The 20,509-nt window shown below is 66.5% G+C and carries 23 protein-coding genes and 1 tRNA gene; 13 read left to right on the forward strand and 11 right to left on the reverse strand.

Going from position 1 to position 20,509, the window contains the following annotated elements; all coding sequences use genetic code 11:
• Window positions 1-47: 47 nt before the first annotated feature.
• From BMZ69_RS11505 to BMZ69_RS11535, 7 genes are all read left to right on the forward strand, one after another.
• Window positions 48-896 carry a MurR/RpiR family transcriptional regulator gene (locus tag BMZ69_RS11505; RefSeq protein WP_175506767.1) on the forward strand — a complete coding sequence of 283 codons (849 nt, stop codon included), beginning with the start codon at window positions 48-50 and terminating at the stop codon, window positions 894-896.
• The gene (gene iolC, locus BMZ69_RS11510) at window positions 889-2,790 is read left to right on the forward strand and encodes a bifunctional 5-dehydro-2-deoxygluconokinase/5-dehydro-2-deoxyphosphogluconate aldolase (protein ID WP_092156777.1); all 1,902 of its coding nucleotides are present in this window, start codon (window positions 889-891) and stop codon (window positions 2,788-2,790) included. The genes BMZ69_RS11505 and iolC overlap by 8 nt, the downstream gene beginning before the upstream one ends.
• 11 nt (window positions 2,791-2,801) lie before the next feature.
• Window positions 2,802-4,643, forward strand: a complete 1,842-nt coding sequence (gene iolD, locus BMZ69_RS11515) for a 3D-(3,5/4)-trihydroxycyclohexane-1,2-dione acylhydrolase (decyclizing) (RefSeq protein ID WP_092156778.1) — start codon at window positions 2,802-2,804, stop codon at window positions 4,641-4,643.
• Between the two features lie 14 nt (window positions 4,644-4,657).
• Entirely contained in the window at window positions 4,658-5,557 is a 900-nt protein-coding gene (gene iolE, locus BMZ69_RS11520; protein WP_092156779.1) for a myo-inosose-2 dehydratase, read from the forward strand.
• 14 nt (window positions 5,558-5,571) lie between these two features.
• A complete protein-coding gene (gene iolB / locus BMZ69_RS11525; protein WP_092156780.1) occupies window positions 5,572-6,375 on the forward strand; it encodes a 5-deoxy-glucuronate isomerase in 804 nt (267 codons plus the stop codon).
• Window positions 6,372-7,124 (forward strand): hypothetical protein, encoded by a 753-nt coding sequence (locus tag BMZ69_RS11530; protein WP_244543323.1) that lies wholly within the window; start codon window positions 6,372-6,374, stop codon window positions 7,122-7,124. Before iolB ends, BMZ69_RS11530 begins: the two co-directional genes overlap by 4 nt.
• A gap of 156 nt (window positions 7,125-7,280) precedes the next feature.
• Window positions 7,281-7,556, forward strand: a complete 276-nt coding sequence (locus BMZ69_RS11535) for a hypothetical protein (protein ID WP_092156781.1) — start codon at window positions 7,281-7,283, stop codon at window positions 7,554-7,556.
• Window positions 7,557-7,570: 14 nt separating this feature from the next.
• Here BMZ69_RS11535 and BMZ69_RS11540 read toward each other — a convergent pair whose 3' ends face one another.
• The gene (locus tag BMZ69_RS11540) at window positions 7,571-8,206 is read right to left on the reverse strand and encodes a hypothetical protein (RefSeq protein WP_092156782.1); all 636 of its coding nucleotides are present in this window, start codon (window positions 8,204-8,206) and stop codon (window positions 7,571-7,573) included.
• Between the two features lie 77 nt (window positions 8,207-8,283).
• Window positions 8,284-8,490: a hypothetical protein gene (locus tag BMZ69_RS11545; RefSeq protein WP_092156783.1), complete on the reverse strand. Its 207-nt coding sequence runs from the start codon at window positions 8,488-8,490 to the stop codon at window positions 8,284-8,286.
• Between the two features lie 245 nt (window positions 8,491-8,735).
• Between BMZ69_RS11545 and BMZ69_RS11550 the strand changes: the two genes are divergently transcribed.
• The gene (locus BMZ69_RS11550; protein WP_092156784.1) at window positions 8,736-9,191 is read left to right on the forward strand and encodes a hypothetical protein; all 456 of its coding nucleotides are present in this window, start codon (window positions 8,736-8,738) and stop codon (window positions 9,189-9,191) included.
• 65 nt (window positions 9,192-9,256) lie between these two features.
• Here BMZ69_RS11550 and BMZ69_RS11555 read toward each other — a convergent pair whose 3' ends face one another.
• The 3 genes from BMZ69_RS11555 to BMZ69_RS11565 all read right to left on the reverse strand — a co-directional run bounded on the left by BMZ69_RS11555 (window position 9,257) and on the right by BMZ69_RS11565 (window position 11,857).
• Window positions 9,257-10,609 carry an amidohydrolase family protein gene (locus tag BMZ69_RS11555; RefSeq protein ID WP_244543324.1) on the reverse strand — a complete coding sequence of 451 codons (1,353 nt, stop codon included), beginning with the start codon at window positions 10,607-10,609 and terminating at the stop codon, window positions 9,257-9,259.
• Window positions 10,610-10,797: 188 nt separating this feature from the next.
• Window positions 10,798-11,655 carry a LysR family transcriptional regulator gene (locus tag BMZ69_RS11560; protein WP_092156786.1) on the reverse strand — a complete coding sequence of 286 codons (858 nt, stop codon included), beginning with the start codon at window positions 11,653-11,655 and terminating at the stop codon, window positions 10,798-10,800.
• A 126-nt stretch (window positions 11,656-11,781) separates the two neighbouring features.
• Window positions 11,782-11,857, reverse strand: a tRNA-Ala gene (locus BMZ69_RS11565).
• Between the two features lie 109 nt (window positions 11,858-11,966).
• Between BMZ69_RS11565 and BMZ69_RS11570 the strand changes: the two genes are divergently transcribed.
• From BMZ69_RS11570 to BMZ69_RS32365, 4 genes are all read left to right on the forward strand, one after another.
• On the forward strand, window positions 11,967-12,257 hold the full coding sequence (locus BMZ69_RS11570) for a YggT family protein (protein WP_092156787.1): 291 nt from the start codon (window positions 11,967-11,969) through the stop codon (window positions 12,255-12,257).
• Window positions 12,258-12,261: 4 nt separating this feature from the next.
• Complete coding sequence (locus BMZ69_RS11575; RefSeq protein ID WP_092156788.1) at window positions 12,262-12,570, forward strand: DUF167 family protein; 309 nt, start codon at window positions 12,262-12,264, stop codon at window positions 12,568-12,570.
• A gap of 78 nt (window positions 12,571-12,648) precedes the next feature.
• Window positions 12,649-13,374 (forward strand): carbonic anhydrase, encoded by a 726-nt coding sequence (locus tag BMZ69_RS11580; RefSeq protein ID WP_092156789.1) that lies wholly within the window; start codon window positions 12,649-12,651, stop codon window positions 13,372-13,374.
• A gap of 179 nt (window positions 13,375-13,553) precedes the next feature.
• Window positions 13,554-14,213, forward strand: coding sequence for a cold-shock protein (locus tag BMZ69_RS32365; RefSeq protein ID WP_092156790.1), 660 nt, complete (start codon window positions 13,554-13,556; stop codon window positions 14,211-14,213).
• A 104-nt stretch (window positions 14,214-14,317) separates the two neighbouring features.
• Here the strand turns inward: BMZ69_RS32365 and BMZ69_RS11590 are convergent, their stop codons facing one another.
• The 6 genes from BMZ69_RS11590 to BMZ69_RS11615 all read right to left on the reverse strand — a co-directional run bounded on the left by BMZ69_RS11590 (window position 14,318) and on the right by BMZ69_RS11615 (window position 19,672).
• Window positions 14,318-14,857, reverse strand: a complete 540-nt coding sequence (locus BMZ69_RS11590) for an MOSC domain-containing protein (RefSeq protein WP_092156791.1) — start codon at window positions 14,855-14,857, stop codon at window positions 14,318-14,320.
• A 128-nt stretch (window positions 14,858-14,985) separates the two neighbouring features.
• Window positions 14,986-15,474, reverse strand: coding sequence for a bacterioferritin (bfr, locus tag BMZ69_RS11595; RefSeq protein WP_092156792.1), 489 nt, complete (start codon window positions 15,472-15,474; stop codon window positions 14,986-14,988).
• 111 nt (window positions 15,475-15,585) lie between these two features.
• A complete protein-coding gene (locus tag BMZ69_RS11600; RefSeq protein WP_175506768.1) occupies window positions 15,586-15,873 on the reverse strand; it encodes a (2Fe-2S)-binding protein in 288 nt (95 codons plus the stop codon).
• Window positions 15,870-16,403, reverse strand: coding sequence for an iron response transcriptional regulator IrrA (gene irrA, locus BMZ69_RS11605; RefSeq protein ID WP_092156793.1), 534 nt, complete (start codon window positions 16,401-16,403; stop codon window positions 15,870-15,872). The genes BMZ69_RS11600 and irrA overlap by 4 nt, the downstream gene beginning before the upstream one ends.
• A 311-nt stretch (window positions 16,404-16,714) precedes the next feature.
• Window positions 16,715-18,304, reverse strand: a complete 1,590-nt coding sequence (locus BMZ69_RS11610) for a DHA2 family efflux MFS transporter permease subunit (protein WP_092156794.1) — start codon at window positions 18,302-18,304, stop codon at window positions 16,715-16,717.
• A 162-nt stretch (window positions 18,305-18,466) separates the two neighbouring features.
• Window positions 18,467-19,672: an HlyD family secretion protein gene (locus tag BMZ69_RS11615; RefSeq protein WP_092156795.1), complete on the reverse strand. Its 1,206-nt coding sequence runs from the start codon at window positions 19,670-19,672 to the stop codon at window positions 18,467-18,469.
• A 149-nt stretch (window positions 19,673-19,821) separates the two neighbouring features.
• Between BMZ69_RS11615 and BMZ69_RS11620 the strand changes: the two genes are divergently transcribed.
• Window positions 19,822-20,490, forward strand: a complete 669-nt coding sequence (locus BMZ69_RS11620) for a TetR/AcrR family transcriptional regulator (protein ID WP_092156796.1) — start codon at window positions 19,822-19,824, stop codon at window positions 20,488-20,490.
• Window positions 20,491-20,509 lie beyond the last annotated feature (19 nt).

Raw genomic sequence — 20,509 nt, forward strand, 5'->3', positions numbered from 1 at the left:
CCATTCTCTACCGGCACAAGTCAAGGCCATGAGAGCCCCTGTTCCCGATGACATCGCCCGTGCAGCAGGACACGCCAAGAGACGATTTCGACGGCTTCGTCGCCCTGTTGCGCGAGCGCGGGCCGAGCCTGCCGAAACGCCTGCGGCAAGTCGCCGATTATGCGCTTGCCAACCCTGATGACATGGCGCTCAATACCGCTGCGCAGGTGGCGCAGCAGGCAGGGGTTCAGGCCTCGACTTTGGTGCGCTTCGCCCAGGCGCTGGATTATTCCGGCTTCAGCGAATTGCAGCAGCTCTTCCGCTCGCGGCTGCGCCAGCAGTTCCCCGATTATCGCGAGCGGCTGGCGGCCTTGCGCGACGAAGGTGCTGCCGGGCCGAATATGGCGCAGGTGCTGCTCGACGGCTTCGTCGAGGCCAGCCGCAGCTCGCTGACGCGGCTGCAAACGACCGTCCGCTATCGCGACATCGACAAGGCGACGGACCTACTTGCCGAGGCCGAGACGATCATCCTGGTCGGCGCGCGCCGGATGTTCGCGGTGGTGTCCTATCTCGCCTATGCCTTCGGCAAGCTCGGCATCCGCGCCGTGCTGGTCGACAATATCGCGGCGCTCGGACCGGAGCAGGCAGCGATCGCCCGGAAGGGCGACGTCGTCATCGCGGTGAGCTGCGCTCCTTACACGCCGACGACGGTCGGAATCGCGGCTCAGGCCCATGCCAAGGGCATTCCGGTGATCGCGATCACCGACAGCGCGCTCAGCCCGCTCGCCCAGCATTGCTCGCTCTGGCTCGAAGTCGAGGAGGCCGATTACGGCGCCTTCCGCTCGATGTCGGCCACCTTCGCACTCGCCATGACGCTCGCCGTCGGCACCGCCGAGAAAGCCCGTCCCGATGCCTGAACCCGTGCTCGACCTGATCTCGATCGGCCGGTCCTCGGTCGATCTCTATGGCCAGCAGATCGGCGGGCGGCTGGAGGATATGGGCTCGTTCTCCAAGGCGGTCGGCGGCTGTCCGACAAATATCGCGATCGGCACGGCGCGGCTCGGCCTGAAATCGGCGGTGATCACCCGCGTCGGCGACGAGCAGATGGGCCGCTTTATCCTGGAGCAGTTGCAGCGCGAGGGCGTCGAGACCAAGGGCGTCGTCGTCGATCCCAAGCGCCTGACCTCGCTGGTCATCCTCGGCGTGCGCGACGAGAAGACCTTTCCGCTGATCTTCTACCGCACCGATTGCGCCGACGCGGCGCTCGACGAGAGCGAGATCGACGAGGCCTTCATCGCCTCGGCCAAGGCGGTGGTGGTCACCGGCACGCATTTCGCCATTCCCAACGCCGCCAAGGCGCAGCGCAAGGCGATCGCGCTCGCCCGCAAGCATGGCCGCAAGGTCGTGTTCGACGTCGATTACCGGCCCAATCTCTGGGGGCTCGCCGGGCATGGTGCCGGCGAGGAGCGCTATATCCGCTCCGACAGCGTGACCCAGCATCTCCAGGCGATCCTGCCGGATTGCGACCTGATCGTCGGTACCGAGGAGGAATTGCACGCTGCCGGGGGCTCGGAGGACACGCTCGCCGCGATCCGCAATATCCGCGCCCTGAGCCAGGCGACGATCGTCTGCAAGCGCGGGCCGATGGGCTGTGTGGTTTTCCCAGGAGCCATCCCTGCCTCGATCGAGGACGGGATCAAGGGGCCGGGCTTCCCGGTCGAGGTCTACAATGTCCTGGGGGCGGGCGATGCCTTCATGTCCGGATTCCTGCGCGGCTATCTCAGCGACGAGCCGATCGAGACCTGCTGCACCTGGGCCAATGCCTGCGGCGCCTTCGCCGTCTCGCGCCTGCTCTGCTCGCCGGAGAGCCCGACCTTCGCAGAGCTGCAGTTCTTCCTGAAGCATGGCTCGCCGCACCGGGCGCTGCGCCATGACGTGGCGATCAACCATGTCCATTGGGCGACGACGCGCCGGCCGCAAGCGGCGACGCTGATGGCGCTTGCCATCGACCACCGCTCCCAGGTCGAGGCGATGGCGGATGAGGCCGGCGTGCCGCACGAGCGCATCGCGGCCTTCAAGCGGCTTGCCGTCGATGCCGCGGCGCGGATCGCTGGGGGAGCCGAGGGCTTCGGCATGCTGCTCGACGGGCGCCATGGCCGCGAGGCGCTGTTCCGCGCCGGGGATCACGGCTTCTGGGTGGCACGGCCGCTGGAAGTGCCGGGCTCGCGGCCGCTGCGCCTCGAAACCGATGCGGATGGCTCGCTCGGGGCTGCGCTGAACGAATGGCCGGTCGACCATGTCGCCAAGGTGCTGGCCTTCTACCATCCCGACGACGATGCGGCGCTGAAGGCCGAGCAGGAGGCGACCCTGAAGCGCGTCGCGCTCGCCTGCCGGCAGGTCGGCCGCGAGCTGCTGGTCGAGATCATCTGCTCGAAGAATGGCCCGGTTGGCGACGACACCATGGCGAGCGTCATGCGCCGGCTCTACGACATCGGCATCAAGCCGGATTGGTGGAAGCTCGAGGGGCAGCCGAGCGCAGCAGCCTGGGCCGCGGTCGATGCTGTGATCGCGCAGAACGATCCCTATTGCCGCGGCGTCGTGCTGCTCGGGCTCGACGCGCCGCTGCCGGAGCTGGAGGCTGCGTTCCGGCTGGCGCAGACCGCCAGGACGGTGAAGGGTTTCGCGGTCGGGCGCTCGATCTTCGGCGAGGCGGCGCGCGGCTGGCTTGCGGGGACGCTCGACGACGAGGCCGCGACCGCGATGATGGCCGAGCGCTTCGGCCGACTGGTCGATGCCTGGCAAGGCCGCTGAGGAGATTTGCGATGAGCACGATCAGGCTCACCATGGCGCAGGCGCTGGTGGCGGCGCTTGCCGCGCAGAAGACGGTGGTTGGCGGCCGCACGCTGCCGCTTTTCGCCGGCGTCTGGGCGATCTTCGGCCATGGCAATGTCGCCGGGCTCGGCGAGGCGCTGCATGGCGCGCGCGACATCCTGCCGACCTTGCGGGCCCATAACGAGCAGGCGATGGCGCACTCCGCAATCGCCTTCGCCAAGGCCTCGCGCCGGCGCCGGATGATGGCGGTGACGAGCTCGATCGGGCCGGGCGCGACCAATATGGTGACGGCCGCCGCCGTCGCCCATGTGAATCGCCTGCCGCTGCTGCTGCTGCCGGGCGATGTCTTCGCCGGGCGCCGGCCCGATCCGGTGCTGCAGCAGATCGAGGATTTCGGCGACGGCACCGTCTCCGCCAATGACTGCTTCCGTCCGGTCTCGCGCTATTTCGACCGGATCACCCGGCCGGAGCAACTGATCCCGGCATTCGAGCGGGCGATGCAGGTGCTGACCGATCCATCCGAATGCGGGCCCGTGACGCTGGCGCTGTGCCAGGACGTGCAGACCGAGGCCTATGATTATCCGGAAAGCTTCTTCGCCGAGCGGATCTGGCAGCCGCGCCGGACGCGTCCGGACGAGCAGGAGCTGGCGCAGGCGGTGGAGCTGCTCAAAGCTGCGAAGCGGCCATTGGTCGTCGCTGGCGGCGGCACGCTCTATAGCGAGGCCGAGAGCGAGCTCGCCCGTTTCTGCCTGGCGCACGGCATCCCCAGCGCCGAGACGCAAGCCGGCAAGAGCGCCTTGCCGCATGATCACCCGCTCAATCTCGGCGCGATCGGCGTCACCGGCACCGGCGCTGCCAACGACGCCGCCAAGAGCGCCGATGTCGTGCTCGCGGTCGGCACGCGCCTGCAGGATTTCACCACCGGCTCGCGCGCGCTCTTCGCCGATCCGGACTGCCGGATCATCGGGCTCAACACGCAAGCCTTCGACGCCGGCAAGCACGGCGCACAGCCGCTTGTTGCGGACGCCAAGGCCGGGCTCGCCGAGCTGGAAGCCGGGCTCGCCGGCTGGAAGGCGCCTGTCAGCTGGACGTCGCAGGCACAGGCTTCCCGCGACGCCTGGCTAGCGACCGCTGAACGCTATACTGCGGCGAGCAACCAGGCGCTGCCGAGCGATGCGCAGGTGATCGGCGCGGTGCAGCGCCAGAGCCGGGCGAGCGATGTCGTGCTCTGCGCCGCCGGTGGCCTGCCGGGCGAATTGCACAAGCTTTGGCAGGCCGGCGCGCCCGGCGGCTACCATATGGAATACGGCTATTCCTGCATGGGCTACGAGATCGCCGGGGGCTTGGGGACCAAGCTCGCCGACCCGGCGCGCGAGGTCTTCGTCATGGTCGGCGACGGCTCCTATCTGATGATGAACTCGGAGATCGCGACCTCGGTGATGCTCGGGGTCAAGCTGACCATCGTCGTGCTCGACAATCGCGGCTTTGGCTGCATCAACCGCCTGCAGTACGCGACCGGCGGTGCCCCCTTCAACAACCTCCTGCGCGACACCCGCCACGAGACGCTGCCGGAGATCGACTTTGCCGCGCATGCCGGCGCGATGGGCGCCATCTCGCGCAAGGTCGCCGGTTTGGCTGAACTTGAGACCGCACTGGCGGAGGCGCGCGGCCATGATCGTACCAGCGTCATCGTCATCGATACCGATCCGCTGATCTCGACCGATGCCGGCGGGCATTGGTGGGAGGTGGCAGTGCCCGAGGTCTCGGTACGCGACGAGGTCAAGGCAGCGCGCAAGCGCTATGACGGCGCGCTAGCCGCGCGCGACAACTGATCAAAGAGGACGATATGCCTATCCGTATCGGCGCCAATCCCATCGGCTGGTCGAATGACGATCTGCAGGACATCGGCGGCGCGACGCCGCTCGAAACCTGCCTGGCCGAGGCCCGCGAAGCCGGCTTCGTCGGCATGGAACTCGGCCACAAATTCCCGCGCGAGCCCAATGCGCTGAAGACGGCGCTCGATCCGTTCGGCATGGCCTGTATCTCCGGCTGGTATTCGGCCGAATTGCTGAAGCGCGACGCTGATGAGGAGATGAAGCATTTGCGTGCCCATCTCGACCTGCTCAAGGCGATGGGCTCGACCGTGCTGGTCTTTGCCGAGACCTCGAACGCGATCCATGGCGACCGCTTGAAGCCTTTGTCGCAGCGGCCGGTTCTGGAAGCGGGCGATTGGGCGCAGTTCGGCCGCAGGATCACCGAGGTCGCCGAGCGCACGCTCGCCGAGGGCGTCCGGCTGGTCTACCACCACCATATCGGCACGATCGTCGAGAGCGAGGCGGATATCGACGCCTTCATGGCGGCGACGGGCGAGGCGGCCCATCTGCTGCTCGACACCGGCCATGCGACCTGGGGCGGGGCCGATCCGGTCAAGCTCGCCGGGCGCTACCGGTCGCGTATCAGCCATGTCCATGCCAAGGATGTGCGCAAGGGCGTGATGGAGCAGGCGCGCAAGGAGGACTGGAGCTTCCTCGACGCCATCCTCGGCAAGGGCTCCGAACTCGGCGTCTACACCGTGCCGGGCGACGGCATGGTGGACTACCCCGCGGTGTTCAAGGCGCTGCCGGGCTATTCCGGCTGGGTCGTGGTCGAGGCTGAGCAGGACCCCGAGAAGGCGCACCCGCTGACCTATGCCAAGAAGGGCGTCGCCCATCTCAAGCAGAGCCTGAAGGAGGCCGGGCTCGCCTGAGCCCGGGCACGAGCATGTCGAAGCTGCTGGTCAAGCCACAGGCGCCCGATGCCGAGGGGCGTATCCACGAGGTCACGCCCGAAACGGCCGGCTGGGGGCATGTCGGCTTCGCCGTGCACAAGCTTGCCGCCGGGCAGAGCCTGTCGCGCCAGACCGGCAACAGGGAGCATTGCCTCGTCCTGCTCTCCGGCAAGGTCTCGGCCAGCGCCGCGGGTAAGGATTTCGGCGTGATCGGCGGGCGCTCCTCGCCCTTCGAGCCCGATCCCTGGTCGCTCTATGTGCCGGCGGGTTCGGAGTGGAGCGTCACCGCGCAGGGGCCATGCGAGCTCGCGATCTGCTCGGCGCCTGGCGCGGCTGGCGCGCGGCCGGCGCGTGTGATCACGCCCGCCGATGTCGGCGCGCTGACGCGCGGGGAGGGCAGCAACACCCGCCATGTCCGCAACATCCTGCCCGAGACGGAAAGCGCGGACGGCCTGCTCGTCGTCGAGGTGATCACGCCCTCGGGTTGCTGGTCGAGCTATCCGCCGCACAAGCACGACCAGGATAACCTGCCGGCTGAATCGCTGCTTGAGGAGACCTATTACCATCGCCTCAACCCGCCGCAGGGTTTCGGCTTCCAGCGCGTCTATACCGACGACCGCTCGCTCGACGAGACCATGGCATTCTCGGACGGCGACGTGGTTTTGGTGCCGAGGGGCTATCACCCGGTCGGCGCGCCGCATGGCTACGAGCTCTATTATCTCAACGTCATGGCCGGGCCGAAGCGGATCTGGAAATTCCACAACGACCCCGCGCATGAGTGGATGCTGAAGGCGTGAACGCGGCGGCCGGGATCGACCTGATCGGCGACGAAGAGCTCGCCTATCTCAGCAGCCGCACGGCTTTCGCGCCCGGCGCCGGCATGGCTCTCGACGATGGCTACCGCCTGGCGCATCTGCCGCTGATCGACCCCGCCCATCCCAGGGCGATCGCGCGCAAGGAGGGCACGCATTACGACAATGGCCGGCACCCGCCCATCTACTCACTGGTGGTGCCGACACCGGGCTTGCAGGAGGCGCCGGCTTATTTTGAGCTGGAGCAGGCGCTGCGCCAGGCACCGTTCGCAAGCAAGATCGCCTGGGACATCGTTACGAGGCGGCAGGCCAAGCTGCATGCGACGGTGTGCGGCTCGCTCTCGATCGGCGCGCCGTCGCTGATCGATCCTGCGGCGCGCGAGGCTCTGTCGCGTATCGGGCCGGTCGCCATGGAATTGCGCGGCCTGTTCTCGGGAAATGTCAATCGCGGCCGGCTCTATCTGCGGCTCTATCCGGAGCGTCGGGACGGACAGAACGCCCTCCATCTCCTGCAGCGGGCGCTCGGGCGGCTGACCAGCGATCTCTATGTCGTGGGGATCTGGAACCTGAGCGACGACCTCGACGCTGCCGAGGCGGCTGCGCTCTCTGGTCTGATCGAGCATTGGTGGGACCGGCCGGTCCTGCGCTTCACCGCCGATCGGCTCTGGCTGATGGGCGCCCGTGACGACCTCGTGCTCGATTCCGAGATCGTGGAGACGCTGAGCCTGACATAGGCCGGCAACCAGCAAGATGCCGTTCCGGCTTGCCTTGCCGGCCGGACGGGTCTACCTCGCCCCCATCGCTTTCTGCTGCCTAGCGCGGCTCCACGATCATCCGGCCCCGCCACGAGCGTAGCGGCCGGACGATCGCCCAACCGATAGGATCGACCCATGGCCCGCAAGAAATCCAAGCCGCTCGAGGCTTCCTTCGTGCTGTTCGACGTTTTCTACGAGGACGGTTCGCGCAGCTCCAATCGCCGCGTGCCGAGCGAACTGCTCGGCGGGATCGATGGTGACGATCCCGCCCTGGACGCCATCCAGGAGCAGGATCGCGTCATCGCCGAGAAGTCGGGCAGGCGCCCGCTTACGATCAAGAGCCTGGTGCGCGCCGGCGAGGCCGAGAAGCAGGCGGCCCGGCAGGCGGAGAAGGCCTCCCGCCGGAACTGACGCCTGCTGGCCGATCAACGTTTCGAGCGGCGACGCGCTGCGGGCTGTGACTGGCCACCGCTGCTGCTCAGCAGCGAGCCGATGACATAGAGTGCGAGGCCGACGCCGACCACAGCGGCGAGCGGTTCGCGTTCGCCGCGCTTCATCAGCATCTGACCGCCTTCGCGGGCATAGTCGCGGCCCATGTCGAGATAGTCCTGCCCGCGCGTGGCATAATCGCGGCCGCGATCGAGCTGCTCGCGGCCGCTGCCGACGAGATCGCGCCCGGCGCGCAGCGCCTGATCGCTGTAGTCACGGAGCATCCGGCTCCAGCCGGATGTGTCGGGCTGCCAGCTCGAACGGCGAGGCGTCATCGCCCAGGCGATCAGGCCGACGCTGAGCGCTCCGACCGCAAAGGCCGCGAGCGGATGGCGCTCGACCGTTTCAACGGCCGCCTCCCCAGTCTCCTGGGCATAGCGGCCGGCATCGCGCAGCGTTTCGCGCGGATCGATCTCGGCTAATTTCTCCCTGGCCCGGCCATAGCCATCCTTGACGGTCTCGGCCGTGCGATTGGCGAGATCGGCCGCCCGTGCCGCGACGCTGCCCGTCGCGCGGTCGATCTCATCCTCGTTGGAGGGCACGTCCGGCGGCAGGCGCTTGTCGTTGTCCATCGTTCGACTCCATGGGCTCGAATGGCTTCAGTGGTCGAAACGAAAGAGCGGCGGCAGGGTTCCGCCGCCGGTCGAGTTTAACGCGTCGCCCGTCGCGTGGTGCGAGCCACGGTGGGGCCGGTGACGGCGCCGGCAGCCCCGCCAACGACTGCGCCGACCGGCCCGGCGACGACCGCGCCCGTTCCGGCACCGACGGCCGCACCACCGATACGCTCCTCCGTCGTCGAGCACGCGGCCAGACCCAGGGCCATGACGGTCACGGCGGCGAGAATGGATGTCTTCATGATCTGATCCTTTGTGTTGACCGGGACTCTAAACGTCCGGGCGGCCCAGATGTTGCCGCAGGGCGATGGCAGAGATTTCCATCGTTGGTTAAGCTCGCCGCGGCGAGTCCGACTCATCGCCTAGAGCAGGTGCGAAAAAGTGGGAACCGGTTTTTCGCACCCTGCTCTAAGGTTCTAGAATCGATCGCGTCCTATGATTTTGGATCGGGTCGATCCAAAAGCATCGTGATCTAGGGAGACTGCTCATGAAGACGCTTCTGTTCTCCACCGCCCTCGCTCTGATGACCATGGCTCTAGCCGGCGCGCCAGCCTCGGCCCTGACCATGAAAGAGTGCAGCGCCAAGTATCAGGACGCCAAGAAGGCGAACACGCTGAAGGGTCAGAAGTGGAACGATTTCCGCAAGGCCAACTGCGCCGATGACGACGCCTCTGACAATGATGCGGCGGCAGCCGTGACGGATGCTCCGGCTGCGACGCCGGCCGCGACGACCCCGGCCAAGCCCGCCGGTAAGGCCAAGGCGGCCGTATTCCCGAAGGCTGTGTCGCAGAAGTACTCGAACGAGACGGCCGGCAAGGCGCGCCTCAAGACCTGCGTCGACCAGTACAACGCCAACAAGGCGGCCAATGCCAATGGCGATCTGAAGTGGATCGAGAAGGGCGGCGGCTACTGGAGCCAGTGCAACACCAAGCTCAAGGGCTGAGCTGAAGACCGCGCGGTGCGCCCGGATGCCGGGCGCACCATCACTTGGTCGAGCGTTGTGAAGCCTCAGGCCTTGCCGACGCTGCCATAGACCATGCGCCCCTGATGGAAGGTGGCGCTGCGCGTCGGCACGCGAGCGACCGCTTCGGCCGAGCAGCTGGCGCCCACCAAAGTGAAGCCGGCGTCGTCGCCGACCTTCGGCCAGGCGCGCTTGCCGTCGTCGTCGAGCGGCAGCACGCCGCCGGTGGCGATGGCGAGCGAGCGCGACAGGCGGAACTCGTCGGAATTCCGGTAGACCTGCGCGTAGAAATAGGACCGCTCCAGCATGTCGCCGCTGCCGAAGGGCGACCAATGGTCAATGACGCTGTCGGTGCCGGTCATCACGAAAACACCCTTGTCCTGCAATTGCGGCAGGGGCATCGTCAGGGCGCCGAGCGGCACGGTCGAGGCGATCGTCATCTTCTGGGCCGAGAGGCGCGCGATCGTCTCGGCCTGCAGGCCGGGCGCCATGGTCGCGAGCGCAAAGCCATGGCTGATCGTGACCTTGCCGCGCAGGGCCGGGTTCTTCTCGACCGTGTCGATCATGTAGGTGACCGCGGCGGCGCCGGACGGGCCGGTCTCGTGCAGGTGGATGTCGACGCCCTTGCCGGTGTCGAGCGCGATCTGGAACATCGCGTCGAGCGATTTCTCCATCGCCTTGTCGACATTGGTCGGATCGAGCCCGCCGACATGCTGCACGCCCATCTTCATGGCCTCGCGCATCAGCCCGTCGACCTTGGAATGCAGCAGGCCGTGCTGCGGGAAGGCGACGATCTCGCAGGAGAAGTCGTCACGATGCTTCTCGAGCGCGAGCAGCAGATGCTCCAGGCTCTTCAGCCCGCTGACCGGGTCGATGTTGCAATGGCTGCGGGCGGTGGTGGTGCCCTTCGACTGCAAGAGGGCGATCAGGCCTTCGGCACGCTCCTGCGAGGTCGGCAGCAGCGTCGGGATCAGCTTCTCCTCCAGCGCGATCATATCCATGATCGTCTTGCCCTGGCGCGGACGCGGCGCCTGCCAAGGGCCGCCATAGAAGGTCTTGTCGAGGTGGATGTGCATGTCGCGCATCGCCGGCAAGGCGAGCTGGCCGGCGGCGTCATAGCGCGGCAGCGTGGCGGAGAGGGCTGCGCCGGCCGGATGCAGCGCGGCGATTGTCCCGTCCTTGATCTCCAGCGTATACAGCCCGGTGCGGGTGCCGACCACGACCTCGCCGTCATAGTCGAAGCCGTCTTCGAGGCGGACGCCGCCGAGATAGTAGTGGCGGTCGGTCAGTGCGGTGACGCCGGTCTCGGCAACGTCCTTCCCGGCCTTGCCCGGCGCCGCCTGGGCGCTACCGGCCAAGCCGATGACCGCCGCCGAGGTTGTGAGCTGGCCGGTCTGCATGAGAAAGCCCCTGCGGCTCTGGTGCTGCACGCTGCCCATGGTGTTTCCCCGATCTGACTGTGAGCTTGTGGCTCCGGTCTACGGGAGGCTCGTCAGCATTGGCAGCGATCTTTGCCCATGATGATCATTCGATTCGGCAATGATCGACGTAGTCAGGACGATAGCCAGCGATGCGCCGGGACATCGCCTTATCGTTCCAGTCCGCAGAAGGTGGCCAGCGTCTCTGCCAGGGCTGTTGTCGCGTCCGGGGCATTGTCGCGGTAGTAGAGCGCCAGCTCGAAGCCGGTGACCTCCGGCAGCCCTTCCGCCGTTCCCAGCACGCGGTGGCCTTGCTGCCGGCAGCTCGCAGGCAGCAATGTCAGACCGAGACCGGCGGCGGAGGCCGCCGTGAGGGCAGCCAGACTCGTGCTGGCGTAGCTGACGCGCCAGCGCATGCCGAGGCCGTCCAATGTCTCGCAGAGCTCTTCGCGGTAGAGCCCGTTCAGCGGAAACACGGCAAGCGGCACAGGAGCCCGCTCGATGGCGGGATGGGCCAGGCTGTCGAGCCAGAGCAGCGGTTCGGGCCGCGCCGCACGCGGCGGCTGGCGACGGCGCTGCTTGACGAGGACGAGGTCGAGCTCCTCGCGCTCATAGGCGCTATAGAGGTCGGCGCTGAGGCCGCTGGTCACGTCGAGACGCAGATGCGGCTCGGCCAGGCTGAACTGCGCCAAGAGGCCGGCTGTCGGAACGGTGAAATCCTCGGGCATGCCGAGTCTCAGCACGCCGTCGCGCCAGAACCCGGTCAGCGCGTCATGCGCCTCTTCGTGAAGCGCGAGGATGCGCCTTGCATAGCTGAGCAGCCGGCTGCCCTCCTCGGTCAATTGCACCTGATGCGGATTGCGCTCGAACAGAGGCTTGCCCAGCATTTCCTCCAGCCGCCGGACCTGCTGGCTGACGGTGGACTGCGACAGCGACACCCGCTCGGCGGCGCGGGTGAAGCTCATGCTCTCGCAGACCGCGACGAAGCTCTGCAGCAGCTGCGGGTTGAACATGGGGTAGCGGGTCATCGTCGCGCTGCCGGGCGGTTCGGGCCGATTGCCCGATAGTATGCAGCGCAAGCGCCTGCGCCCAAAGCTATCGCTCGAGGCAATTCAGCGATTGAGTTTGGGAAATCGACGATCAGTCGTCGGGCCTGGTGGAGCTGAGGGGATTCGAACCCCTGACCTCTGCAGTGCGATTGCAGCGCTCTCCCATCTGAGCTACAGCCCCCAAGGCGCTGGCCTTCTAGGCCCTGCGTCGCGCTTCTGTCAATCGCTTGCGACAGGAGTTTTGTGGGTGGCTCCGGCGGAGCGCCCGGTCTTCTCGGAGATGCTACTCGATGCGTGCCGTTCTCGACGTCGTGATGCTGGCGCTGAACCTCTATGTCTGGCTGCTGATCGCCTCGGCGGTGCTGAGCTGGCTGATCGCCTTCAACGTGGTCAACACGCGCAACCAGTTCGTCTCGACGGTCTGGGATTTCCTCTACCGCATCACCGAGCCGGCGCTCCGACCGATCCGCAATATGCTGCCCAATCTCGGCGGCATCGACATCTCGCCGATCATCCTATTGCTGGCGATTTTCTTCATCCAGAGCGTGATCCAGCGCTACATCTACCCTAACGTCTTCTAGCCGGATGGCCGCCTGGTCCGTTACGCCGGACGGGCTTGCGATCGCGATCCGACTGACGCCGCGCGGCGGGCGCGATAGTCTTGATGGCATCGAGACGCTGGCCGACGGCCGACAGGTATTGAAGGCCTGGGTTCGGGCCGCTCCCAGCGAAGGCGAGGCCAATGCTGCGCTGATCGCGCTCCTCGCCAAAGAGCTCCAGACCTCGCGCTCGCAGATGACGCTGACGGCGGGGGCGGGCGCGCGATTGAAGCGAATCGTCGTTCGCGGCGATGCGGAGGCATTGGCGGCACAATTGCAAAGGCAGCTTTGTTAGTTTTAATGCTGCATCGCAGCAGAATCAGCGCCGTTGGCTCTTGACGTGAGCCTGCGGCTTCTGGCCCAACTAGCGGCCATGGACGAGCCAAGCCCCCAGCCCCAGCCATTCCCGCAGCGCCTGACGGAGGGCTATCGCGCCTTCCTCGACGATCGCTTCATCCGCGAGCAGAGCCGCTACGAAAAGCTCGCCGAGAGCGGGCAGACGCCGAAGATCATGCTGATCGGCTGCTGCGATTCGCGCGTCTCGCCGGAGGTGATCTTCGATGCGAGCCCGGGCGAGATGTTCGTGGTCCGCAACATCGCCAACCTGATCCCGCCCTTCTCGCCCGACGACCAGTTGCACGGCACCTCCGCTGCGCTCGAATACGGCGTCCAGGCGCTCAAGGTCGAACATATCGTCGTGCTCGGGCATGGCCGCTGCGGCGGTATCAAGGCCTTCGCCGACGATACGCAAGGGCCGCTCTCGTCCGGCGATTTCATCGGCCGGTGGATCACGCTGGTCGAGCCTGCGGCAAGGCGCTCGGGCGGACGCGGCCGGAACGAGACCCTGGACGATTATGTCGAGCGCCTCGCTTTGCTCTCGGTGCAGCAGTCGCTCGCGAACCTGCGCACCTTCCCCTGCATCAACATCCTGGAGAGCAAGGGCCGGCTGCATCTGCACGGCGCCTATTTCGCGGTCGCCAGCGGCATGCTGATGCTGCTCGATCCGCAGAGCGGGCAGTTCGTGCCGGCGGTCGGCGAGATGCCGAAAAAGGTGCAGATGATCCGGTGCTCGGAGGCCGAACCGGAATCCGGAGGTTGACGTAGCGTCCGAGTTGGGTGTCTTTTTAGATATTCCGCCTACAGAAGTGGCGGTCGCTGGGAAAAAAACGCCATCCGGCAGCATTTCGCCGGACATGCATTTTTGCTGCGCCGCCCCGATGACGAACCCGGCGGCTTGCGCTAGATTGCGCGCTCCCGGTCACTATGATTTGAAGCTGCATGTTCGATCGTCGTAAGCCCGCCGCCCCGGCGCCCTTCGTCACCCACGAGAATGTCGAAGCCAAGATCAAGTGGTTCGACCCGGAGAAAGGCTTCGGCTTTGCTTCTCCGGCGGACGGATCTGGCGATGTTTTCGTCCACGTTTCGTCCATCGGCCCGCAGGATCCGCAGGACCTGCAGCCCGGTGCGACCATCATCTGCGATCTCGGCGAAGGCAGGCGCGGCCTGCAGGTTGTCGCGGTCCATGAGATCGATGCCTCGACCGCAACCCCCGCTGCGCCGCGTGGCGCCGGTGGCCCCGGCGGCGGTGGGCGTCCGTTCTCGCCGCGTCCGCCGCGCGACGATTTCGGCGGCGGCTATGGCGGTGGCGGCGGCTACGACCGCGGCGACCGAGGCGGCTTCGACCGCGGCGATCGCGGCGGTTTCGATCGTGGCGCCAGCGCCCCGATGGAAGGCCCGTTCGACGGCGCGGTGAAGTTCTTCAACACCGATCGTGGCTTCGGCTTCATCGCCCCCGACAAGGGCGGACCGGACGTGTTCCTGCACGTCTCGTCGCTGAGCCGCAGCGGCCTGCAGCCGCCGATGGACGGGCAGCGCGTGCGCTTCTCGATCCGTGCCGGCAAGAAGGGCCCCGAGGCTGCGAACATCAGCTTCCTCTAAGGAGCTGAGCGCGAGCTTTTGCCCTGGTCAGGCTGACATCAGCCTTGACCAATGCGATGTTCTGACGAAATCGATGAGGCGGCGAGCCGAGAGGCTTCGCCGCCTCAAACGCGTTCGAGGGCTCGGTGCGGCAGGGCCGGCAAGGTGAGGCCGATCGAATCGCCGGGCCGAATCTCGCCGCCTTCGAGCACGATCGCCATGACCCCCGCCTTGCGGATCAAGTTTCCGTCGGCGTCGCGGCCGAGCACGGCCTTGAGCAGGCCGGGCCGGAAGGCCTCGATCTGGATGCACGGGTTGCGCAGACCGGTGATCTCGACCAGCGCCTCGGCGCCGAGCCGCAGGCGCGTGCCGACGGGCAAAGCGAGCAGATCGATGCCGCGCGTGGTAACGTTCTCGCCCAGATCGCCGGGCTGGAGAGAAAAGCCGCCAGCTGCGAGCTCGCCGAACAGCTCCTCATGGATCAGATGGACCTGGCGCAGATTGGGCTGGGTCGGATCGACCTTGACGCGCGAGCGGTGCTTCACGGTTTCGCCGCAATGGGCATCGCCTTCAATACCGAGCCCGGTGAGCAGCCGAATGGACGGTAGGAGCGGCTTGCTGAAGCGGTGAACGTCGTCCCGCGCCACGGCTATGATCGTTGCCATTCTTCGGCCTCGCTGCTGGTGACCGCTCTCTGACACGGAGCGCGGCGTTTGGGGAGCCGCCTGCGCAACAAAAAACCGGGCCTGTCACCAGGCCCGGTCGATCGCCCCTTTGAAACGGCTGTCGCCGCTCAGTGCTCGTCGCCCTCGAGCCCGCCGACATGCTTCTGGGTGTAGAGCTCGAGGCCGATGCGACCGATCAGGTCGAGCTGGGTCTCGAGGAAGTCGATATGGCCTTCCTCATCCTTCATCAGCGCCTTGAACAGGTCCTCGGACGGGTAGTCGCCGACATCGCGGCAGTACTTCGCCGCTTCCTGATAGAGGGCGCGGGCCTCGACCTCGGCCTTGAGGTCGCACTCGATCACTTCCTTGACGTTTTCGCCGATGCGAAGCGCGTCGAGGGTCTGCAGGTTCGGGAAGCCTTCGAGGAAGAGGATGCGGTCGACGAAACGGTCGGCATGGACCATCTCCTCGATCGATTCCTTCTTCCAGGTCTTGGCCATGTCCTTCAGCCCCCAATTGTCGAGCATCCGGTAGTGCAGCCAATACTGGTTGATGGCCGTGAGCTCGGAGCGCAGGCCCTTGTTGAGGTATTCGATGACCTTCTTGTCGCCCTTCATGCCGCTCTCCTCGCAATCGTCTACATTAGAATGATCCTAATGTAGAGCGAAGGGGAGCGAAAGGGAAGGGGAGATCGCGCAGGTCGCGGGAGAAAAATCGCGCCGCACCGATCAGGCGGCGACGCGGTCGTCGTTCTCTTCGATGGCTGCCATCATCAAGCCGACCGAGACGTGCACGGCGCATTCAACATTATGGCTGGCGCAGCTATGGCACTGGCTGGCGCAGGCGGCGCGCGCCTCGGCGAGCAGAGAGCGGACCTCGCGGGCGCAGCGTCCGCAATCCGGGCTGCAGCCGAGGCAGTCATAAGCCTCGCCCGCAGTGCGCGGACCGCTACCGTCAGGGGCGATCGTGCCCTTGATCTGCCGGCAGGAGAGGACGTTGCAGGAGCAAACGATCACGCCCGTTGGCCCCCGGCGAGCTTCGTCGCCGTCTCCTCAGCATCGGCGCGGCGCAGGCGGACGATCACTTCCACCGAGGAGACCATCATGCCCTCCGGGGCGACCGGCAGGCCGGAGACCTGGATCTCGGAACCGGGGATGTCGACGACGGTCTCGTCGTCCTCATTGTAGAAGTGGTGGTGCTCCGAGACATTGGTGTCGAAGAAGGTCTTGGGACCCGACACCGAGACCTGGCGCAGCAGGCCGGCCTCGGAGAACTGGCGCAGCGTGTTGTAGACGGTCGCGAGCGAGAGCGGCTCGCGGGCCCGCAGCGCCTCCTCATAGAGCATCTCGGCGCTGACATGGCGGTCGCCCTTGGCGAAGAGCAGCCAGCCGAGCGCCATGCGCTGGCGCGTGGGCCTGAGGCCGACGCTGCGCAGGCGCGCCTTGACCGCGCTGATCGGGCAGGCGGCCGGGGCTTTCTGCGGCCACGGAATCTGCTCCGCCTGGGTCCGCACCGGGTTGCCATCCTTGAGGGACAGAATGCTCATGAACGCCTTCCAACTCGCAGATCGGTCTCACTGCAGTTTAGAATTCATCTAAACTACTGATATTGTTAGTATTTTTGACGCCTCCGAAGCCGACTGTCAATCTCTTCGCAGCTGCGGCAAGACGCATCAGGGGGTTGTCCACGACGCAGGAGTGTCATTCCGGGACGCTGCGCAGCAGCGAGCCCGGAACCCAGAACCGATGCCGGCAGCAATCTTGCCGCGACGATCGACGCGCTCTTCCGGAGATGGCATCAGCTCTGGGTTCCGGGCTCAGGCCTGCGGCCTGCCTCGGAAAGACGGGAGAGCTTCAATCAGTGGCCGCCGCCGCCTGCTCCGGGCTTAGGCGCTGGCGGCTTGCTCATGAAAATCGCGAGCACGACCAGGGCGCCGAAGATCACGGTCAGGCCGAGGAAGACGTCGCCGAAGGCCATGATCAGCGCCTGCTTGTGGGCACGCTGGGTCAGCAGCTTCAGCGCCATGGCTTGGGCGGCGTCGCCATATTCTGCGAACCGCTGGACCATCGCGGCGAGGTTTTCCTCGGCGATCTGGCGGCCGGCTGCGACCGCTTCGTGCAGGCGGGTGATGTGCAGGTCGGTGCGGCTGTTGAGCAGGGTGTTGATGACCGCGAGCCCGACCGCGCCGCCGAGGTTGCGGGTGAGGTTGTAGAGGCCCGATGCGTTCTTCAGCTGCTGCGGCGGCAGGGTGCCGAGGGCGAGGTTGTTGATCGGCACCATGCACAGCATCAGCGAGCAGCCGCGCAGGATCTGCGGGATCAACAGTTCGTGAAAATCCCAGTCGGCGGTGATGGCCGAGGCAAGCCAGGTGCCGAGCGCGAAGCCGCCGAAGCCGATCATCATCATGATGCGCGGGTCGAGCTTGGCCGAGAGGCGCCCGGCGATCGGCGCGGTCAGGAACATGGCGAGGCCGGTGACGAACATGGTCTCGCCGATCATCAGCGCGTCATAGCCGCGGATGCGCCCGAGATAGACCGGGTAGAGATAGGTCAGGCCGTAAAGGCCGATGCCCATGGTGAACGAGAACAGCGAGCCGAAGGCGAAGTTGCGGTTCCTGAAGGCGTAGAGGTCGACGAGCGGATCGTCGCGCGTCAGCGCCCGCCAGAAGAACAGCACCGCGCCGACGATCATCACGACGGTGAAGAGCACGATCTCGTGGCTCTCGAACCAGTCGAGCCGCGTACCCTCCTCGAGCACGTATTCCATGCTGCCGAGGAAGGCGGCCATGGCGCCGAGCCCGACCCAGTCGAAGCGCTTGAGCAGGCTGTGGTCTGGCTTGTCGAAGTCGATCAGGTTCCAGGCGGCGATGGTGACGCCGATGCCGGGGATGACATTGACCAGGAAGAGCCAGTGCCAGGAGAAGGCATGGCTGAGATAGCCGCCGACCGTCGGGCCGATGGTCGGGGCGAGCGTCGCGATGAGCCCGATCAGCGGCGAGACGATCGGCCGTTTCGAGGCCGGGAAGATGGTGAAGGCAGCGGCGAAGACGCCGGGGATCATGCCGCCGCCGATGAAGCCCTGGACCGCGCGCCACAGGATCATCTCGTTGATCGAGCTCGACATGGCGCAGAGCACGCTCGAAATGGTGAAGCCGGCGGCGGCGATCGAGAAGAAGACGCGGGTCGAGAGCGCCCGGCTGAGATAGCCGGAGAGCGGGATCATGATCACTTCGGCGATCAGATAGGCGGTCTGGACCCAGGCGATCTCGTCGCTGGAGGCCGACAGGCCCGCCTGGATCTCGGCGAGCGAGGCCGAGACGATCTGGATGTCGAGGATCGCCATGAACATGCCGAAGACCATCGCCATGAAGGCGAAGATCCGGCGCATCGGAATGGCGTCCTCGGCCGGCGCGGCAGCGGCCGGGATGGTGGTCGTGGCGGTGGCCATGCCGGCCTCCAGCTTCGGGCTTCAGCTTTGGTTTGAAGCCGGGCCCCCGGCCCGAGGAGCGCCGTGAGGCGCGGTGCGCTTTGGCCCAGAAGGGGCGATTGAGCCTTGGCACATCGCCATTCCCCGGTCGGGAACGGCTCCTCGGGTCGAGGGCCCGGAAACTTATTTCTGTGCGCTCGGGCGCGGATCGATCGAGACCACGACCGACATGCCCGGACGCAGCACGTGCTTGCCCGCCGCCTCCTGCGAGAGGGCGATGCGGACCGGCACGCGCTGGACGATCTTGGTGAAGTTGCCGGTGGCGTTGTCGGGCGGCAGCAGGGTGAAGACCGAGCCGGTGCCGCCGGCGATGCCGCTGACCGTGCCGTCGAACACCTGGCCGGGCAAAGCGTCGACAGTGATCTTCGCTTTGTCGCCGATCTTCAACGGGCCGACTTGCGTCTCCTTGAAGTTGGCGTCGACATAGACCTGGTCGAGCGGAACGATCGACATCAGGCGCTTGCCGGCGCCGACGAGGTCGCCGAGCTGCATGTTGGTGTTGGCGACGAGGCCGTCGATCGGCGCCGAGATCGACATGAAGGAGAGGTCGCGCGCCGCTTTGTCCTCGGCGACCTTGAGCTCGTCGATCTGGCGGGCGGCCTCGACGCGCTGGGCCTTCAGCACCTCGATATTGGCCTGGGCCTGGACGATGCCGGCCTTGGCGCTGGCGAGCGAGGCGACGGCCTGGTCACGTGCCGCGGTGGCGGCGTCGAGCGTCGCCTGCGAGCCATAGGACTTGGCGGCGAGATTGCTGGCGCGATCGTAATCGGCGGCGGTGCGGGTGACGGCGGCCTCGGCGGAGGTCTGCTGCGCCTGCGCCTGCTGCAGGCTGGCGCGGGCGGCCTCGACCTGTGCATCGATGCGCGAGAGGGTCGCCTTGGCGGTGGCGCTCTTGGCCTTTGCGCTCTCCAGCGCGATGCGCTGGTCGCCGTCGTCGAGCTTGACCAGAGGCTGGCCGGCCTTGACCTCCTGGTTCTGCTTCACTGAGATCGCGGCGATGTTGGCGGGCAGCTTGGCCGAGATCGTCGCCATCTCGGCGCCGACATAGGCGTCGTCGGTCGAGACGATGAAGCGGCCATTGCGCCACCAGTCGACACCGAACCAGAGACCGGCGGCGAATGCGGTGCCGGCGACGAGGATCAGCGCGACGCGTTTGGCGCCGCTGCGCTTGGGAGCAGGCTTGTCGCCCGTCTGCGAGGCGGCGGCGCGCTCCTCGTCGGCCTTGCGGGCTTCGACGGGGGCTGGCGTCTGTTCGAGCACGGGGTCGACCAGCTTCAGCCGGTCGCGACGGAGCTCGGAGCGCTTTTCAACTGTGGATTCGACAGTCATGGTGTCAATGGCCTGACGATCTGATTTCGAACCGCTTGGTTCGATTGCGCTTGAAATAGCGCCATCGGCGAGGCATATCAAGAGGAAATCGAACCGATCGGTTCGATTATTTTTGCAAGCGCGAACATGCGCAAGACGGATGGAACAGGATGAGCGCGACGCTGGAGCCCCGGCATGTCAAGGCGATCTCCCGTAACCGGCGGGTTGCCGGCGCCGACCCGGAGAAGCGGCACCAGATTCTCGAAGGGGCGCATGCTGTGTTCACCGCGCGGGGCTTCGACGCGGCCAGCATGAACGACATCGCCGCGGCGGCGAACGTCTCCAAGGGCACGCTCTATGTCTATTTCGAGGACAAGGAGCACCTTTTCGTCGCGCTGATCGAGCGCGAGCGCGAAAAGCAGAAGCAGGGTATGTACGAAGCGCTGGCGGAGGAGCCTGGCCTCGAACAGGCGCTGACGAACTTCGGCAGCGGGCTGGTGCGTCTACTTACCAATCCATTCGCGCTGAGCGCCCATCGGATCGTGCTGGGCGTCGCCGAGCGCATGCCCGATCTTGGCCGCGAATTCTACGAGCGCGGCCCGATGCAGGGCGCGCAGCGGCTCGCCGCATTCCTCGACCAGCGTGTCGCCAAGAGCGAACTGGCGATCGACGACACCGCCCTTGCCGCGGCGCAGTTCGTCGATCTCGCGCAATCGACCCTGATGCGCCCGCGCCTGTTCAACGCAGTGCGCACCCCGCCGAGCGAGGATGAGATTGCGCGTGTCGTCGGCGAGGCGGTGGCGATGTTCATGATGCGTTACGGCGTAAAGAAGCCCTGAGGTGGCTCAACGCGCCGTT

Source organism: Allobosea sp. CRIB-10, assembly GCF_900112185.1.
Lineage (GTDB): Bacteria > Pseudomonadota > Alphaproteobacteria > Rhizobiales > Beijerinckiaceae > Allobosea.

Bases quoted from the DNA above. Each gene is read 5' to 3' on its own strand.
- BMZ69_RS11505 (WP_175506767.1), top strand. From the start codon at position 48: ATGACATCGCCCGTGCAGCAGGACACGCCAAGAGACGATTTCGACGGC.
- iolC (WP_092156777.1), top strand. From the start codon at position 889: ATGCCTGAACCCGTGCTCGACCTGATCTCGATCGGCCGGTCCTCGGTC.
- iolD (WP_092156778.1), top strand. From the start codon at position 2,802: ATGAGCACGATCAGGCTCACCATGGCGCAGGCGCTGGTGGCGGCGCTT.
- iolE (WP_092156779.1), top strand. From the start codon at position 4,658: ATGCCTATCCGTATCGGCGCCAATCCCATCGGCTGGTCGAATGACGAT.
- iolB (WP_092156780.1), top strand. From the start codon at position 5,572: ATGTCGAAGCTGCTGGTCAAGCCACAGGCGCCCGATGCCGAGGGGCGT.
- BMZ69_RS11535 (WP_092156781.1), top strand. From the start codon at position 7,281: ATGGCCCGCAAGAAATCCAAGCCGCTCGAGGCTTCCTTCGTGCTGTTC.
- BMZ69_RS11540 (WP_092156782.1), bottom strand. From the start codon at position 8,206: ATGGACAACGACAAGCGCCTGCCGCCGGACGTGCCCTCCAACGAGGAT.
- BMZ69_RS11545 (WP_092156783.1), bottom strand. From the start codon at position 8,490: ATGAAGACATCCATTCTCGCCGCCGTGACCGTCATGGCCCTGGGTCTG.
- BMZ69_RS11550 (WP_092156784.1), top strand. From the start codon at position 8,736: ATGAAGACGCTTCTGTTCTCCACCGCCCTCGCTCTGATGACCATGGCT.
- BMZ69_RS11555 (WP_244543324.1), bottom strand. From the start codon at position 10,609: ATGCAGACCGGCCAGCTCACAACCTCGGCGGCGGTCATCGGCTTGGCC.
- BMZ69_RS11560 (WP_092156786.1), bottom strand. From the start codon at position 11,655: ATGACCCGCTACCCCATGTTCAACCCGCAGCTGCTGCAGAGCTTCGTC.
- BMZ69_RS11570 (WP_092156787.1), top strand. From the start codon at position 11,967: ATGCGTGCCGTTCTCGACGTCGTGATGCTGGCGCTGAACCTCTATGTC.
- BMZ69_RS11575 (WP_092156788.1), top strand. From the start codon at position 12,262: ATGGCCGCCTGGTCCGTTACGCCGGACGGGCTTGCGATCGCGATCCGA.
- BMZ69_RS11580 (WP_092156789.1), top strand. From the start codon at position 12,649: ATGGACGAGCCAAGCCCCCAGCCCCAGCCATTCCCGCAGCGCCTGACG.
- BMZ69_RS32365 (WP_092156790.1), top strand. From the start codon at position 13,554: ATGTTCGATCGTCGTAAGCCCGCCGCCCCGGCGCCCTTCGTCACCCAC.
- BMZ69_RS11590 (WP_092156791.1), bottom strand. From the start codon at position 14,857: ATGGCAACGATCATAGCCGTGGCGCGGGACGACGTTCACCGCTTCAGC.
- bfr (WP_092156792.1), bottom strand. From the start codon at position 15,474: ATGAAGGGCGACAAGAAGGTCATCGAATACCTCAACAAGGGCCTGCGC.
- irrA (WP_092156793.1), bottom strand. From the start codon at position 16,403: ATGAGCATTCTGTCCCTCAAGGATGGCAACCCGGTGCGGACCCAGGCG.
- BMZ69_RS11610 (WP_092156794.1), bottom strand. From the start codon at position 18,304: ATGGCCACCGCCACGACCACCATCCCGGCCGCTGCCGCGCCGGCCGAG.
- BMZ69_RS11615 (WP_092156795.1), bottom strand. From the start codon at position 19,672: ATGACTGTCGAATCCACAGTTGAAAAGCGCTCCGAGCTCCGTCGCGAC.
- BMZ69_RS11620 (WP_092156796.1), top strand. From the start codon at position 19,822: ATGAGCGCGACGCTGGAGCCCCGGCATGTCAAGGCGATCTCCCGTAAC.